This window comes from Nocardiopsis gilva YIM 90087, assembly GCF_002263495.1.
Lineage (GTDB): Bacteria > Actinomycetota > Actinomycetes > Streptosporangiales > Streptosporangiaceae > Nocardiopsis_C > Nocardiopsis_C gilva.
Genome location: NZ_CP022753.1, coordinates 1,664,801 through 1,680,087, shown reverse-complemented (window position 1 = coordinate 1,680,087; position 15,287 = coordinate 1,664,801). Strand labels below are relative to the sequence as shown.

The following is a 15,287-nucleotide window of genomic DNA, read 5'->3' as shown; positions in this document are numbered from 1 at the left end:
CTGCGTGCCCATCACCGTCATAGTCGCCGACGATCAAGCCATGGTGTGCGACGGGATCGCCACGCTGCTCGACGCCGCTCCCGACATCCGGGTGGTGGCCCAGGCGTCGAACGGGCGGGAGGCCGCGGACCTCGCGCACGAGCACCGACCCGACGTCGTGGTCATGGACGTGCGCATGCCGGTGATGGACGGGCTGGCCGCCACGCGGGAGATCACCGGCCCCGATGGTCAGGGCGGCCCCCAGGTCCTGGTGCTGACGACGTTCGACCTGGACGAGTATGTCTATGAGGCGCTGGGCGCCGGAGCCAGCGGCTTCCTGCTGAAGGACGCCCCCGTCGACGACCTGCGCTCCGCGGTGCGCATCGTGGCCAACGGCGACGCGCTGCTCGCGCCGTCGGTGACCAAGCGGCTGATCTCCGACATCGCCCAGCGCCGCCGAGAGAAGATCCACGCCCGCCCCGCCGCGTTCGACGACCTCACTCCGCGCGAGGTCGATGTCCTCCGCCAGATCGCGCGCGGCCTGTCCAACGCGGAGATCGCCGAGGAGCTGGTCTGCTCGGAGCAGACGGTGAAGACGCACGTCGGGCGCATCCTGATGAAACTCCACCTGCGCGACCGCACCCAGGTCGTGGTCTTCGCCTACGAGAACGGGCTGATCTAGCGGGTCCGCGCCCGCACGGCGCCGAGGGTCGACCGGCCTGTCCCCCGGCAGCGCGCACGTAGCTCCGTGGAGCCAGCCCGAGTTCCCTCCCCAGGGCGATGCCCGTGCGGACGTCGGATTCCTAGTGTCGGACCCCATGACACGACGGATGACCTCGCCGCGGGCCATCACCCTCCTTCTGCTGGCCACCGGGCTCATCTACGCCGCTCAGGTCCACATTTCCACGGCACTGGCCGAGCCGGAGCCGCTGAGCTACGCCTCGGTCCAGCAGGACGGTGACCAGGTGCTGGCCGATGACCCGTCGGGGAGCGGCCGGGTCGTCGAGGTGATCGGCAACCTCGACTCCGCGGCGGACATCGCCGTCGTCGTCCCCGGCATGGGGCAGAACCGGGACAACTTCCGGCACAGCTACTTCGGCGAGGGGGCGGTGCCCTACCTCAACGGACAGGCGCTCTACGACGAACTGCGACGCCAGGAGCCGGACCGCGATGTGGCCGTCGTGGTGTGGCTGGGCTATGAGCCCCCGCAGATCGGCGACCCCCTTGTGGCCACCTCCGTACGGGCCAGGCAGGGCGCCAAGGCCCTCGTCCGGTTCCGCCAGCAAGTTCTTCCCCCGGAGACGCGCATCACGCTCGTGTGCCACAGCTACGGCACGACGGTCTGCGGCATGGCCGCGCGCGAGCCGGGCATCGCCGCCGACGTCGTCGCCCTGGCCAGCCCGGGCATGGGCGTCGACGACGCCGGGGAAATCCACGCCCGCGTCTGGGCGACCCGCGCATCGGACGACTGGATCCGCTTCGTCCCCTCGTTCCAGGTCCACGAACTGGGGCTAGGCCGGGGCGACCCCATGAAGCCGGACTTCGGCGCCCGCACCTTCAGCCCCGGCGAGATCAGCGGACACCAGAACTACTTCCGGCCGGGCAGCGCATCACTGCGGACCACCGCGCGCATCGTCCTGGGCACCGCGCCCCTTCGTTGATCTCGGAGATATTGGGGTCTCAGGGCCGATTTTTTCCCCAATATCTCCGAGATCAACGAAGGGTTCGGGGGTGAGATGTCAGTACCACCGGACCGCCCGCGCCCGTCGGCCGCATGTGCCCCGCACCCGCGGGGTCTCGGAGGCCCACGCTGTAGGTGGCACCCGCAACGGGCATCACATCCGTGAACGGGCCGCGCACCGGCGGGGCGCTGTGCCGCCGAGGCGCTCGCGGATGCGATGGACGCCATCCCGCGCGGCGGGCGTGGCGAGTGGGGGTGATCGCGGTGAGCGGCGATGCCGTTGCTCCGACACCTCCGCAGGGACCGTCGTCCGGCGGACCGATGCGGCGGTTGCGTGACGCTGCCGTACGGCTGGATCGGGCCACGCCGCCGACTCGGGAGCGGGCGATCGACGGGCTGCGGGCGACCGCGATCTCCGGGATCGTTCTGGGCCATTGGATGGTGGCGGCGCTCGTTGTCTGGCAGGACGGCGGGCTGCGCGGTTCCAGCCCGCTGCCGGCGCTGCCCTGGATCGGTCCGATCGGGTGGGGCGTGCAGTTGCTCGCCCTGTTCTTCCTGGTGGGCGGCTATGTGGCCGCGCGCAGTCGCGGCAGTGCCGACTACCCCGCCTGGCTGACCGCCCGCGTGTACCGGTTGGGGCGGCCGGTGGTGCTGGTGATGGCGCTCTGGGGCGTGCTGGTGGGCGTCCTCCCCCTCCTCGGCGTTCCGCAGGTGACGGTGCGGACCGGAGCGGTGCTGGTGCTGCAGCCACTGTGGTTCATCGGCGTCTTCCTCGTGATCACCGCGCTGACGAAGGTCCTGCTCGCCGCTGATCGGCGGTTCGGCGCCGCGGCCGCGCTGATCCCCCTGGCCGTCGTCGGCCTGATCGACCTGGCGCGCTTCGGACCATGGGGCGCGGCGGTCCCCGTCGGGATCGGCTACGTCAATGCGATTCCCGCCTGGATGTTCGCCTTCCAGCTCGGGATCTCCTGGGCCCATGGACGCCTCCGGCGCCCCCTCGCCGTTGCCCTCCTCATCGTCGGGGCCGTCGGCCTCCTCGTCCTGGTGACCCGCCTGGGGTACCCGGCCGCCCCCATCGGGTATCCGGGCGCGGAGCGCTCCAACCTCAACCCGCCCTCGCTGTTCGTCCCCGTGCTGGCGATGGCGCAGATCGGCGTGGCGGTCCTCCTCCGCGACCGGCTGGATCGCCTGCTCCGGCGCCCGCTGCCGTGGGCCGGTATCGCCGTGCTGAACATGAACGCGCTCACCGTCTTCTGCTGGCACCTGACGGCGCTGTTCGTCGTGAGCGCGGTCGGGGCGGCGGTCTGGGGTGTGGTGCCCGGCCTCACGTCGGTGCCCGACAGCGGGGGCTGGCTGCTCGCGCGGGTGCCCTGGATTCTGCTGTTCGCGGTGGTGCTGGCCCCCCTGAGCGCCGCGCTGCACCGCTTCGAGCGGCCGTGGAGCGGGACCCTCCTGGGATCCTGGCCCGTGCGGGCCGCTGTCGGAGCGGCCGCCACCGGGTACGCCGGGGCCATGATCATCCTGCTATAGGCCGCCGTGGTGGGTACTACCTCCTCCAGCGAACGGCTGTAGGAGCCCCCATGATCGAACTACCGAAGCGCGTCCGTGAGCACGCGCTCGGAATCACACCCGAACGTCTCCCTGTCTGCGTCTACGACCTGCCCCGCCTCGACGAGGAGGTCCGCTGCCTCCGGGAGCGCCTCCCCTCGGCGATCGAGACCTACCTGTCCCTGCACGACCCGCCACCGGGCATGGCCGCCGCCCTCGCCCCGCATGTCGCCGGGTTCGAGGTGTCCTCCACCGGCGCCCTGCAGGGACTGCGCAGGGAACTCCCGCAGGCACCGGCGGTACTGCGCGGCCCGGGAAAGAGGCAGGATGACATCGCCCAGGTCCTGGCGTCCGAAAGCACGACGATCCACGTCGACAGCACCGGCGAGCTACGCCTGGTGGCCTACCGCGCCGAGCAGGCACAGCGCACCTCAGACGTCCTCCTCCGCGTCGACCCGCCGACGGAGGACGGCGAACCCGATCCGGCGAGCAGCGGGGTCGGGGCCGGAATGGACCTCGCCGCGCTCGTGGAGTGCGCGGAGATCCTGCGGAGCGACGCGCGGATCCGCCTGCGCGGGTTCAGCGCCGACATGCTCCCCGGCCTGGACGCCACGGCACTGGCTGACCGGGTCCGCCAGTTGATCCGATGCCTGCGCCCGTGGGGGGAGATGTTCGGCATCCGCGGCCCCCGGTACGCGATCGGCGGCGGCACGCTGGGCCCACCGAACAGCAGCGAACCCGCGTTCGACTGGCGGGAGTACGGCGCGCTCCTGGCCGACACTCTCGTCCCCGGTGAGACGTTGCAGGTCACCCCGGTCGCCCACCCGGGGGCGTGGTGCGGCTGGTACCTGACCCTCGTCTTGGACGTGAAGCGCAACCACGGACACGCCTATGCCGTGGTGGCCGGAGGCGCGCGGGCAGCGGAGGCCGCCGTCGGCGAGGACGGCCGGGCTTGCCTCGGGGTGGTTCCCCTGGACGACGGCTGGGACCGCCCCTGGCCCCGGCCCGAGTTCGTCGATGAGCCCGTGACGATCACGTTCCAGCGCTCCGGCATGGAACAGGTGCTGGTGCGCGACGTCCACATCGACCGGCTGCGGACCGGGGACGTCCTCGCCTTCCCCTACATCGGTACGGTCACGGCCGAACGCTCGCCGACCGCCCCACAGGTCCACTGCCTGACGTCCTGACCCGCCACCGCCGCCCACCACCCGTCGGCGAACGGCCGGGCGGGCGGCGGGACCGCGCCGTCGGCGGCCGCTCAGTCGGCCACCGGCAGCCCCTCGATCAGGGCCGCCAGCCCATCGGCGTCGAGCAGGTCGGCCGGTCGGATCGTCTCCCCCGCGCGCACGTAGTGGAAGGCCGCGCGGACGTCGGCCAGGGGAACCCCCGCGAGCTCCGCCCAGGCGATGCGATAGGCCGCCAACTGCACGGCCACCGCCGCGCGCTCGCGCTCGTTGCCCGGCGGTCGGCCGGTCTTCCAGTCCACGACGTCGTAGTGGCCGTCGTCGCGGTCGTTGAACACCGCGTCCATGCGCCCCCGGATGAGGCGGTCACCGATGATCGTCTCGAAGGGCACCTCCACGTCCAGCGGGGTGCGCCCGCCCCACTCGCCCTCCTCGAAGCGGCGTTGCAGCTCCGCGAGGTCGCCGTCCACCTCGACGGCCGTCTCGTCGGCCGCACCGGGCAGCTCGTCCGGCACCAGCAGGCTCTGCTGGCCGAACCGCTGCTCCAGCCAGGTGTGGAAGGCGGTGCCGCGCCGGGTGTGCGGGGCAGGGGGACGCGGCAGGGGGCGGCGGATCTGCCGGGCCAGCGTCGCGGGGTCGCGCGCCAACGACACCAGCGACGACACCGACAGGTGGGCCGGGAGCTCCACCGGGATCGCACCGTCCTCGGGGCGGTCCTCGGCCTCGCGGTGGGCCAGCAGCAGCTCGGTGTCGCGGCTCCACCCGTCCAGTCGGCGCCGCATCGCCGCGGGCATCTCGGCGCGCTCCAGCGTCTCCAGCCATCTCCGGCCCTCAGCGTGACCGTCAGCGGCGGCCCGGGCCACGAGTTCGGCGCCCTCGGCCACCTCGCGATACCGCCGCGCCGCGCCGCCCTCGTACTCCTCGGGCGTCTGCGGCCAGGCCACCGGTTCCACCTCGGCGGTCTGCGGGTTGGTCTCGTGGTCACCGGGCGGCGGAGCCCAGTGCGCGACGCGGCCCGCCCCCGCAGCGCACGTCTCCTGGATCTCCTCCAGGAACGGCGAAGGTCCACGCTTGCTCGCGCTGGCGCGCCCCCACCAGTGGCCGGTGCACAGCAGCGCGAAGGACGCGCGGGTGACGGCGACGTAGGCCAACCGCCGCTCCTCCATCCGATGCCGGTCGCGGTCGGCCTCCTTGAACCGGACGATGCCGGGCTTGTCGACGTCGTCGAGGCGCGGCAGGCCCGCGGCGTCGCCGCGCAGCGGGAACGGCAGCTGCTGCTCCTGGGTGAGCCACCCGCCGCTGGCCTTCGGCTTGGTCGGGAACAGCGGGTAGCGGCCCCCGGACAGCCCCGGGACGACGACCAGCGGCCACTGGAGCCCCTTGGCGGCGTGCACGGTCATCAACTTGACGGTGTCGCTGCCGCCGACCCGCTCCCCCGGGTCCAGCCCCTTCTCCGCGTCCTCTGCGGCGCGCAGGTAGGCGAGGAACGTTCCGAGTGAGGGGTCCTCGCTGTTGCCGACGAACCGCACGGCCGCGTCGACGAACGCGTCGAGGTCGGCGCGGGCCGCCATCGGGTCGCGACCGGCCCGCGCCCCGACCTCGATGTCCAGGCCCAGCACCCGCTCGATCTCGGTGATGAGGTCGGGCAGGGGCTGGGTGGCCAGGCGGCGCAGCCCGCGCAGCTCCTCGGCGAGGGCGGTGAGCCGTCGGTAGCCGGTCTCCGAGTAGCGCTCGGCCGGGCCGAGATCGTCGAGGGCGTCGACGAGGCTGCCGCTCTCGGCGGTCACGTCGAGGACGGTGCGCCGCAGCAGCTCCTCCGCTTCCTCTGCCTCAGCCACCTCATCCGGTGCCGCGGCCGATCCGTTGAGGTCGCGGCGGACCTCCTTGGCGAGCTCCGCGGCACGGTCGCCGAGCGCGACGAGATCCCGCGGCCCCATCCGCCAACGCGGCCCGGTCAGCAGCCGGGCGAGTTCGTTGCCCGCGTTGGCGTCATGGATCACGCGGAGGGTGGCCACGATGTCGCGCACCTCGGGAACCGTCAGGAGTCCGCCGAGGCCCACGACCTCCACGGGGATACCGCGCTCCTCCAGCGCCTCCCGCAAAACGGGGAACTGCGAGCGCTTGCGGCACAGGACCGCGACGTCGCCGTGCGTGATCGCGGCCGCGCCTTCCCCCTCGGGCCAGGTGATGCCATCGGGGGCCAGGTGGTCGGGTTGGCGCAGCGCCGCCTCGATGGTCGTGGCGATCCAGGCGGCCTCCTCGGTCTCGGTCGCGAACAGCCCGCAGGCCACCGTGCCGCGCCCGCGCCGCGCCGGGCCGGGGTAGAGGACGGGGACGTACTCGGCTTCCTCACGCAGGGGTTCGGAGACCCGCTTGGCGACCTGCAGCACGCGCTCGCCGTTGCGGAAGCTGGTGGCGAGTCGGCGCACCGGCGCCGGCCGCCCCGGGGCCTCGGGGAAGTCGGTGGAAAAGCCGGTGAGGTTGCCGGAGCTGGCCCCCCGCCACCCGTAGATCGACTGGCAGGGGTCACCGACGGCGGTGACCGGGTGGCCGTCGCCGAAGAGCGCCCGGAGCAGGAGCAGCTGGGCGTGGCTGGTGTCCTGGTACTCGTCGAGCAGCACCACCCGGTAGCGGCTGCGCTCGATCATCCCGACCTCCGGGTGGCGGGTCGCGATGCGGGCTGCCAGCGCCACCTGGTCGCCGTAGTCCATCACCTCGCGCGCCGCCTTGGCCTCGGTGTACTGCTCGACGAGCGGCAGCAGCTGCTCGCGCCGACGCTGGGTGTCCAGCAGGTCGCGGGTCTCCTTGAGGCGCTTGGGCAGCGCCGCGGCGCGCTCGGCCATCCATTCGCCGACACCACGCACGTCGTCCGGGGTGCGCAGGTGGTCGGCCAACTCACCGGCCAGTTCCAGCACCCGCCCGGTGACGGTGCCGGGGGTGACGGTGATGGCGTCCATCGGCCCGTCGTAGTCCGCCACGATGCGGGCAGCGAGCTGCCACGCCTGGCCCTCGCTGATGAGCCGCGCGGTGGGTTCGATGGCCTCGCGCAGCGCGTGGTCGCCGACCAGGCGGGCGGCGTAGGAGTTGTACGTGGACACCATCGGATCGCCGTCGAGGACTTCGGCGGGCACCTGCTCGGTGGCGCGCAGCTGGTCGAGCCGCTTGCGGACGCGTTCGGCCAGCTCGGCGGCTGCCTTCCGGGTGAAGGTCAGGCCGAGGACGTGTTCGGGTCGCACGTGTCCGTTGGCGACCAGCCAGACCACCCGCCCGGCCATCGTCTCGCTTTTGCCTGAGCCCGCACCGGCCACCACGACGCTCGGCCCGAGCGGAGCCGAGATGACCGCGGCCTGCTCGGCCGTCGGCTCGGGCTGCCCCAGCAGCCGGGCCAGTTCGGCGGGCGTCAGCTCACGGCGGGGGAAGGCCGCGGCCTCTTCGGCCAGTTCCTGGGTCACGTCCACGCTCTCGATATCCCACTCCTGATCTTTCGGCCCCGTTTCACCGTTGATCTCGGGAAAGTGCGCCAAATTCCGGCGGTTTCTTGGCGCACTTTCCCGAGATCAACGCCGGGGCGGGGCGATCAGACACGTTTTCCTTCGTCGTGGGCGGGCAGCTGGAGCGGACCGGGCAGGAGTCGCAGTACTGGTTACGGGTGGCGTCGAAGCGCGACCCCGACATGCCGTCGGCGACCTCGCGCACCAGGGTCCGCGACCACTCGGGGTCGGGATCCGCTCCCAGTGGCGGCTGCCGCTGGTCACGCGCCTGGTTCTTCAGGGCGGCCTTTCCGACCTGGACCAGCTCGGCGCCGCCCGGGGCGGTCAGGCCGAACTGGGCGAACGCCGATTCCAGGACCGCGAGCTGGTAGACGCCGAGCTGGGGGTGGCGGGCGAGCTCGTCGTCCTTGGGGCGGCCGCCGCCCGTTTTGATATCGACGACGACCGCCCGGCCCTCGGCGTCCCGCTCCAGCCGGTCCACCCGGCCGGTGATCTCGATGCCGTCCAGCTCGACCTTGAAGCCCTCCTCGGTGACGACGAGTTCCCGCTCGTTGTGTTCGTGCCAGGAGATGAGCTTGCGCACCATCTCGTCGGCACGCTCGCGCTCCTTGCCCGCGTACCAGAGGCCGCCGAAGTCCAGTTCCGACCAGATGCCGTCCATCCGGCGCCGGATGTCGTCCATGCTCGCTCCCTCGGCGACGAGCACGGCGACCGCATGCACGATACTGCCGAGGGCCGACGACATTTCCATGGCCGAGGCACCGGCCGCGCTCTCCAGCAGCCAGCGGAGCCGACAGGTGGTGAACTTCTCCACCTGCGACGGCGAGACCCGGATCGTGCTGTCCTCGTCCACCAGCGGCCGGTCATCGGAGAACGGGGTGAGCGCGTACCACTCCGCCGGGTCGGCGCCGCGAACGCCCTGCGCCGCGAGCCGTGCGAGGTGCGCGGCGGCGGCGCGGCGCAGCGGGGCCTGGCGGGAGGGGTCGGTGACCACGGAGCGCAGGTCGGCCACGAGCGCGGGCAGCGAGAGCCAGCGGCGCCCGGTGCTCACGCGCTCAGGCTCGCCGACCCCGAGTTCGGCGAGGAAGCGTGACGGGCGCTCCTCGGTGTCCTCGCCGCCCACGGCGGTGACGACGAGCGTGCGGCGCGCCCGGGTGACGGCCACGTAGAACAGCCGCCGCTCCTCGTCGAGGAGCTTGGACGCCACGGCCGCCCCGGAGCTGTCGGCGAATCCGGTCACCGTGTCGACGAGCTGCTCCACGCCGAGCAGCGACCCGCGCAGCCGCAGGTCGGGCCAGTGCCCTTCCTGGACACCAGCGACCACGGTCAGGTCCCACTCCAGCCCCTTGGAGCGGTGCGCGGTCAGGATCCGCACCGATTCCCCCTCGGGTGCTCGTTCGGCGAGTGTGTCGGAGGGGATCTCCTGGGCCTCCAGGTCCTCCAGGAACCCGGCGGGCGTTCCCGGCGGCAGCCGGTCGCAGTAGCGCGCGGCGCTCTCGAACAGTGCGACGACGGAGTCGAGGTCGCGGTCGGCCGCCGCCCCGCGCCGTCCTCCGGCTTGGCTGGCCTTGAGCAGCCGGTCGGCCAGCCCGCTGGCGCGCCAGACCGCCCACAGCACGTCCTCGGCGCTGTCGCCAGCGGCGGTGCGGTCGCGGACCAGCTTCAGGTGGGCGGCCACCCGGGTGGCGGGGGCGGCAACCTCCGGATCGATCAGGGTCAGCTCGCGCGGGTCCAGCAGGGCCTCGGCCAGCAGTGTTCCCGAAGGGCGGGGGCCGCGACGTTCCGCTTCGTCCGCTCCGTCGACACCGCCCTCGCTGTGCCCGCCCGCGTTCCGCGCGCTGGCCTCGACGACCTCGCTCGCCCAGGGGCTCGCCGTGGCGCCGTCGTTGCCGCGCTCGGCTCCGCCGCCGACGCCTCCGCTCGCTCGGCGGCTCGCTGCTCCGTACCCCCGCTCGCGCTCACCTCCTCGCTCGACTCCACCGCCGACAGCGCTCGGCCTCCGGCCATCAGCGCCGACGCCTCCGCTCGCTCGGCGGCTCGCTGCTTCGAACCCCCGCTCGCGCTCGCCTTCTCGCTCGACTCCACCGCCGACAGCATTCGGCCTCCGGCCATCAGCGTCGGCGCCTCCGCTCGCTCGGCGGCTCGCTGCTTCGGTGTCCATCCGGAGCCGCCGAAGCGCCCGGCTCAGGCGTCGCAGCCGGACGGTGTCGGCTTCACCGAAAGCGCTGGTCATCAGCTCGTGGGCGGCGTCGTCGTCCAGGGTGTCGGGGTACAGCGCGCAGCGGATCAGCAGCAGCAGCGGGCGTACCAGGGGTTCGGCGGCCAGCGGCAGCTCGTCGCCGCCGACGGCCACCGGCACCGAGGCTGCGGCGAGCGCGCGGCGCAGCACGGGGATCTGCCGGGTGGCCGAGCGGACCAGGACGGCCATCCTGGACCACGGGACACCGTCGACCAGGTGCGCCCTGCGGAGCGTGTCGGCGATGACGGCCGCCTCCTGCGTCGGGCTCTCCGCCATGAGCACCCGCACCTCGCCCTCCGGAGCGTCGGAGGCCGGGGCAAGGACGCGGTGGGCGTTGACCGGGCCGCCGCCGGGCCGGGGCGGCGGGCAGGCGGCGGGCGGCCCCGCGCGACGCGGCGAGTAGGGCCGCCCCGCTGCGGCGACAGGTCTGGAGGGCGACGACGGGGGCGGGGTCACCCGCCATGGTGGGAAAGCGCCGCGGGAACTCCAGGAGCCCGCGCACGTCCGCGCCCCGGAAGCCGTAGATGGACTGGTCCGGGTCGCCCACGACGACCAGGTCGCGCCCGTCTCCGGCGAGCCCGCGCAGCAGCTCCTCCTGGGCGGGGTCGGTGTCCTGGTACTCGTCGACGAACACGACCTCGCGGGCCGCGCGCTCCCGGGCCTGCACCTCGGGTTCGGCGAGCAGGTTCGCGGCGACGCGGACCAGCTCGGCGTAGTTGAACGTGGGCATCGGCGCGATATCGAATCGGCCGGTGTAGCGGTCCAGGAAGTCCCCGACGGCGACCCAGTCGTCGCGCCGGTACTCGCGGCCGAGCCGGTCCAGGTCGACCGAGCCGAGGCCGCGCTCCTGCGCGCGCATCAGGAAGTCGCGCAGCTCCTCGGCGAACCCCCGGGTGCGCAAAGCCGGGCGCAGCCGCTCGGGCCACATGGGCGCGCCGTCGTCGGCCTCGCCCGACAGCAGCTCACGGACCTCCATGAGCTGCTCGGGGCCCGACAGCAGGCGCGGCGGCAGGTCCCCCTGGCGCTGGAACTCGCGGCGGATCAGGGCGTAGGCGTAGCTGTGGAAGGTGAGCGCCAGCGGCTCGCGGGTGGTCCGGCGCAACCGGGCGGTGATGCGTTCGCGCAGTTCCTGGGCGGCCTTGCGGCTGAAGGTCAGGACCAGAACCCGCGACGGGTCCACACCCCGGTTCTCGATGCGGTCGACGACCGCCTCGACGATCGTCGTGGTCTTCCCCGTGCCCGGCCCCGCGAGGACCAGCAGCGGGCCGCCCTTGTGGACGACCACGCGCCGCTGGTTCTCGTCCAGCGTGGGGGGCGGCGTCTCGTGGTGCACACGACGCACGAGGCGGTACGGGGATGAGCTCACCCCTCCTAGTTCACCAGATGCCCACGACCAACCGTGGCACTCCGCCGACTATGAGGGCGCACCGTCCCATCGCGCCGCACGCATATCGACGCGGTGACCGCTGGGACGCAGCGGGGTGGCCTCGGCGGCGTAGTGCTCGCGGGCGCGGACCTCGTGGCCGGGTGGCGGGGTGCCGTCGGCGCGCAGTACGCGCCACCAGGGGACGCCGCCTCCCCAGGCCGACATCACGGCGCCGACCTGGCGTGGGCCGCCCTCGCCCAGGTACTCGGCGATGTCGCCATAGGACATCACCTTGCCCGAGGGAATGCGCTCCACGACGTCCAGGACGCGTTCGGCGTACTCGTCAGGGTGGGAGTCGGGTCGGGGCATGGCTCCGACCATAGCGAGCTCGTGGGTCGGTGCGTGCCGACCGGTCTCATGTCCGGGCGGTGCCGTGTGCGCCCGCGCCACGCGCCAGGTGGGTGGGGCTGCCTCGGTGGTGTGCGGTGTTCGCCATCGGGAGGTCGACGACCCCGACGGCGGCGATCACGAATCCGAGGATCCACGCCGTCCATGCCCCGGCCGTGACGTCGGTGAAGCCGACCAGCCACGGAGTGAGGAACATGAACACGCCCAGGACGGCCATGATCGCCTCAGAGGCAATCAGCCCGGGACGGGTGATCGACATGACCGCGGCGAGCACGGTCAGCAGGCCCGTCAGGTAGAGGGCCAGCATGGGGGCACCGACCATTCCGTGCCAGACCCAGCTGGTCGCGGCGGCCACGCCCGCGACCACGGCCACCCAGTCCTCCCAACGCCCCGTGATCCTCATGCCCCTGATCTTCATGGAGCACCTCCCCGACCGGCGGTTCTGCGTCGGCATTGGATTGCTTGTTCGTACCCAGTGTGACCTATGTCGCAACCAGACCGAAGGGGATGTATCCGCCGAACACCTCACCTGTCGGTTCGTGCGCGGTTGCCCGGCCCCAGAGGACCGGGCGGGCCCGAACACAGCGAGGGCCGCCGCGAAGCCTCGGCTTCGCGGCGGCCCTGGGGGTGCCGATGGCGCGAACCGCGCGGGCGCGGGTCCGCGGCCCTCGCGCCTAGTAGGTCGGCAGGCTGGGGTCGACCTGGTGCACCCAGGCCAGCACGCCGCCGCCGAGGTGGACGGCGTCGCTGAAGCCGGCGCCCTTGGCCGCCGCCAGGGCCTCGGCCGAGCGGCCACCGGACTTGCAGTGCAGCACGAGCTTCTTGTCCTGCGGCAGCTTGGCGAACGCCTCGCCGTTCAGGAACTCGCCCTTGGGGATCAGCACCGCGCCCGGGATGTTGACGATCTCGTATTCGTTCTTCTCGCGGACGTCGACGAGCTGGAAGTCCTCACCGTCGTCCATCATCTTCTTCAGCTCGGCGGCCGTGATGGTGGACCCGGCGGCGGCCTCCTCGGCCTCGTCCGACACCGCGCCGCAGAACTCCTCGTAGTCGATCAGCTCGGTGATCGTGGGGTTCTTGCCGCACAGCGGGCACTCGGGGTCCTTGCGGACCTTGACCGCCCGGTAGCTCATCTCCAGGGCGTCGTAGATCATCAGCCGCCCGACCAGCGGGTCGCCGAATCCGGCGAGCAGCTTGATGGCCTCGTTGACCTGGATGGACCCGACGGACGCGCACAGCACGCCCAGCACGCCGCCCTCAGCGCAGGAGGGGACCATGCCCGGCGGCGGGGGCTCGGGGTACAGGCAGCGGTAGCAGGGGCCGTGCTCGGCCCAGAAGACCGACGCCTGGCCGTCGAAGCGGTAGATGGAGCCCCAGACGTAGGGCTTGCCCAGCAACACACAGGCGTCGTTCACCAGGTAGCGGGTGGCGAAGTTGTCCGTGCCGTCGACGATGAGGTCGTAGGGCTCGAAGACGCGGAACGCGTTGTCGGAGTCCAGGCGCTCCTCGTGCAGGACGACCTCGACGTTGGGGTTGACCTCGCGGATGGAGTCGCGGGCCGAGACAGCCTTGGGGCGGTCGACGTCGCTCTGCCCGTGGATGATCTGACGCTGCAGGTTGGACTCGTCCACGACGTCGAAGTCGATGATGCCGAGCGTGCCCACCCCGGCGGCGGCCAGGTAGAGCAGCGCGGGCGAGCCGAGTCCGCCGGCACCGACGACCAGCACCTTGGCGTTCTTCAGGCGCTTCTGTCCGTCCATGCCCACGTCGGGGATGATCAGGTGACGAGAGTAGCGTCGCACTTCGTCGACGGTCAGCTCGTCGGCTGGTTCGACCAGCGGCGGCAGCGACACAGCGGCTCCTCGATGTTCCTCGATGGCGTCACGCTCCCTCGGCGCCGTCCGCCGGACGCGCTTGGGGATGGGCACGTGACGTGCTTCCTCTCATACCCAACCTACGGGGTGGGGTTTGGCATTCCCACCCCGGGGACGTCATCTGATCCGGGTTCGCGCCCTCGTCGGCGCCCGCCATCGACGCGGCCAGAAACGGGCGCATCTCCCGCGCCACCCGCTCGGGCTGCTCCTTCATCGGCACGTGCCCGGTGCGCGGCATCAGCACCAGCCGGTTGTGCGGGAAGGTGGCGGCGGCCCGCAGGGCCATGCGCGGGCGCACGAACTTGTCGCCGATGCCGTAGACGAGCAGCGTGGGCCGGTGGATCGCGGCGGCCTGGCGCCACAGCGCACGCGGTCCGCGCCGCAGATACTCGGCGACCAGGCCGCGCAACGACCCGAGGGTCGCCGCGTGCGCGTAGTCGCGCGAGTCCCGTTCGCGCTCGGCCTCCAGCTCCTCCAGCACGCGCTTCGCGGGCGCCGCGGCCGGATCGTAGAAGGTGGTGTCCAGCAGGCTCTGCACCCGCACCTCCGGCGGGCGGCTCTGGATACGTGCGTAGGCCCAGGGGCCCACCACCGGCACCAGCGCACCCGTCATCTGCAGCGGGACGAGCCGGGGCAGGAGGTCCGGCAGCGCGGGCGAGATGAGGGTCAGGGTGCGCACCAGCTCCGGGTGCTCGGCGGCCAGCCGCACGGCGACGGTGGCGCCCAGGGAGTTGCCGACGAGGTGCACCGGGTATTCGCCGGAGAGGATCAGGTCGCGGATCACCGCCGCGTGCGCGTCGACGCCGTAGTCGAGGTCGGGGGGCGGCGGCGACTTCCCGAATCCGGGCAGGTCCGGCGCATCTGCGGTGGAGCCCTGGGACAGCGCCCCCATGAGGTCGGTCCAGTCGGTCGATGCTCCAGCAAGGCCGTGCACATAGACCATGCGCCCGAGTGCCCTGTCGGCGGCGCCGTAGTCCGCGGCATCGGCGCCCCCGCGCACGCCGCCCACGTCCCGGCGGACGAAGATCCGGCGTTCGCCGAGCCGCCGGAACACCCCCGGCCACACCTCGATCGGTTCGGCCATGACGCCTCCGTCGCGTTCGCTCCTGGTCACGACTCTACGCATCCGGACCGCCGCAGTGTGGGCCAATCACAGACCGGGGCTTTCCCGTGTCGTTGGACACATCGGGGTACCGTGAGGGCGAACCCGGTGCATACCCGGGTGGAGTGAGCAGGGAGAGTGACCGTGACATCCCAGCCTCGGCAGCAAGCACCGGACGACGAGGACTACGAGGCCTCAGTGGAGGCCCCGGAAGCCGACGTCGCGGAACAGCACGCGGACGTCACCGAATCGCCCCAGGCACCGGACGACTGGCTGCAACGCGGGGGCCACGATCGCGGCACCGAGGTGCCCGAGGCCGACGCCGTCGAGCAGCACCAGGAAGTGGCCGATGAGGAGGACGAATACCGCTGACACGCGATAACGCTGCGAATACGACGACTCCAGGTCTGGCGGT

11 protein-coding genes and 1 pseudogene are annotated in these 15,287 nt (G+C 72.4%); 5 read left to right on the top strand and 7 right to left on the bottom strand.

The window, feature by feature from the left end; all coding sequences use genetic code 11:
* Window positions 1-4 precede the first annotated feature (4 nt).
* The 4 genes from CDO52_RS07875 to CDO52_RS07860 all read left to right on the top strand — a co-directional run bounded on the left by CDO52_RS07875 (window position 5) and on the right by CDO52_RS07860 (window position 4,395).
* Window positions 5-661 carry a response regulator gene (locus CDO52_RS07875; RefSeq protein WP_083919989.1) on the top strand — a complete coding sequence of 219 codons (657 nt, stop codon included), beginning with the start codon at window positions 5-7 and terminating at the stop codon, window positions 659-661.
* Window positions 662-797: 136 nt separating this feature from the next.
* Complete coding sequence (locus tag CDO52_RS07870; RefSeq protein WP_152471760.1) at window positions 798-1,640, top strand: alpha/beta hydrolase; 843 nt, start codon at window positions 798-800, stop codon at window positions 1,638-1,640.
* 284 nt (window positions 1,641-1,924) lie between these two features.
* Window positions 1,925-3,190 (top strand): acyltransferase family protein, encoded by a 1,266-nt coding sequence (locus CDO52_RS07865; RefSeq protein ID WP_232524411.1) that lies wholly within the window; start codon window positions 1,925-1,927, stop codon window positions 3,188-3,190.
* Between the two features lie 50 nt (window positions 3,191-3,240).
* On the top strand, window positions 3,241-4,395 hold the full coding sequence (locus CDO52_RS07860; protein ID WP_017620153.1) for a type III PLP-dependent enzyme domain-containing protein: 1,155 nt from the start codon (window positions 3,241-3,243) through the stop codon (window positions 4,393-4,395).
* A gap of 71 nt (window positions 4,396-4,466) precedes the next feature.
* Here the strand turns inward: CDO52_RS07860 and CDO52_RS07855 are convergent, their stop codons facing one another.
* From CDO52_RS07855 to CDO52_RS07825, 7 genes and pseudogenes are all read right to left on the bottom strand, one after another.
* Window positions 4,467-7,859, bottom strand: a complete 3,393-nt coding sequence (locus tag CDO52_RS07855) for an ATP-dependent helicase (RefSeq protein WP_394296729.1) — start codon at window positions 7,857-7,859, stop codon at window positions 4,467-4,469.
* 28 nt (window positions 7,860-7,887) lie between these two features.
* Window positions 7,888-10,398 carry a PD-(D/E)XK nuclease family protein gene (locus CDO52_RS28625; RefSeq protein ID WP_449406724.1) on the bottom strand — a complete coding sequence of 837 codons (2,511 nt, stop codon included), beginning with the start codon at window positions 10,396-10,398 and terminating at the stop codon, window positions 7,888-7,890.
* 250 nt (window positions 10,399-10,648) lie between these two features.
* Window positions 10,649-11,407 (bottom strand): annotated as a pseudogene (locus tag CDO52_RS29665) (UvrD-helicase domain-containing protein); the annotation flags it as partial.
* 129 nt (window positions 11,408-11,536) lie between these two features.
* Window positions 11,537-11,857: an MGMT family protein gene (locus CDO52_RS07840; protein WP_026126072.1), complete on the bottom strand. Its 321-nt coding sequence runs from the start codon at window positions 11,855-11,857 to the stop codon at window positions 11,537-11,539.
* Between the two features lie 46 nt (window positions 11,858-11,903).
* A complete protein-coding gene (locus CDO52_RS07835; protein WP_017620148.1) occupies window positions 11,904-12,314 on the bottom strand; it encodes an SPW repeat protein in 411 nt (136 codons plus the stop codon).
* A gap of 256 nt (window positions 12,315-12,570) precedes the next feature.
* Window positions 12,571-13,749, bottom strand: a complete 1,179-nt coding sequence (moeZ, locus tag CDO52_RS07830; protein WP_026126070.1) for an adenylyltransferase/sulfurtransferase MoeZ — start codon at window positions 13,747-13,749, stop codon at window positions 12,571-12,573.
* A 28-nt stretch (window positions 13,750-13,777) separates the two neighbouring features.
* Window positions 13,778-14,854 carry an alpha/beta fold hydrolase gene (locus CDO52_RS07825; RefSeq protein ID WP_017620146.1) on the bottom strand — a complete coding sequence of 359 codons (1,077 nt, stop codon included), beginning with the start codon at window positions 14,852-14,854 and terminating at the stop codon, window positions 13,778-13,780.
* A 162-nt stretch (window positions 14,855-15,016) separates the two neighbouring features.
* On the opposite strand from CDO52_RS07825, the gene CDO52_RS07820 reads away from it, so the two are divergent.
* On the top strand, window positions 15,017-15,244 hold the full coding sequence (locus CDO52_RS07820) for a hypothetical protein (protein WP_026126069.1): 228 nt from the start codon (window positions 15,017-15,019) through the stop codon (window positions 15,242-15,244).
* Window positions 15,245-15,287: the final 43 nt, after the last annotated feature.

Excerpts from the sequence above, each read along its gene's own strand:
- CDO52_RS28625 (WP_449406724.1), bottom strand. The coding sequence starts at position 10,398 with ATGGCGGAGAGCCCGACGCAGGAGGCGGCCGTCATCGCCGACACGCTC.
- CDO52_RS07825 (WP_017620146.1), bottom strand. The coding sequence starts at position 14,854 with ATGGCCGAACCGATCGAGGTGTGGCCGGGGGTGTTCCGGCGGCTCGGC.
- CDO52_RS07840 (WP_026126072.1), bottom strand. The coding sequence starts at position 11,857 with ATGCCCCGACCCGACTCCCACCCTGACGAGTACGCCGAACGCGTCCTG.
- CDO52_RS07835 (WP_017620148.1), bottom strand. The coding sequence starts at position 12,314 with ATGAAGATCAGGGGCATGAGGATCACGGGGCGTTGGGAGGACTGGGTG.
- CDO52_RS07870 (WP_152471760.1), top strand. The coding sequence starts at position 798 with ATGACACGACGGATGACCTCGCCGCGGGCCATCACCCTCCTTCTGCTG.
- CDO52_RS07860 (WP_017620153.1), top strand. The coding sequence starts at position 3,241 with ATGATCGAACTACCGAAGCGCGTCCGTGAGCACGCGCTCGGAATCACA.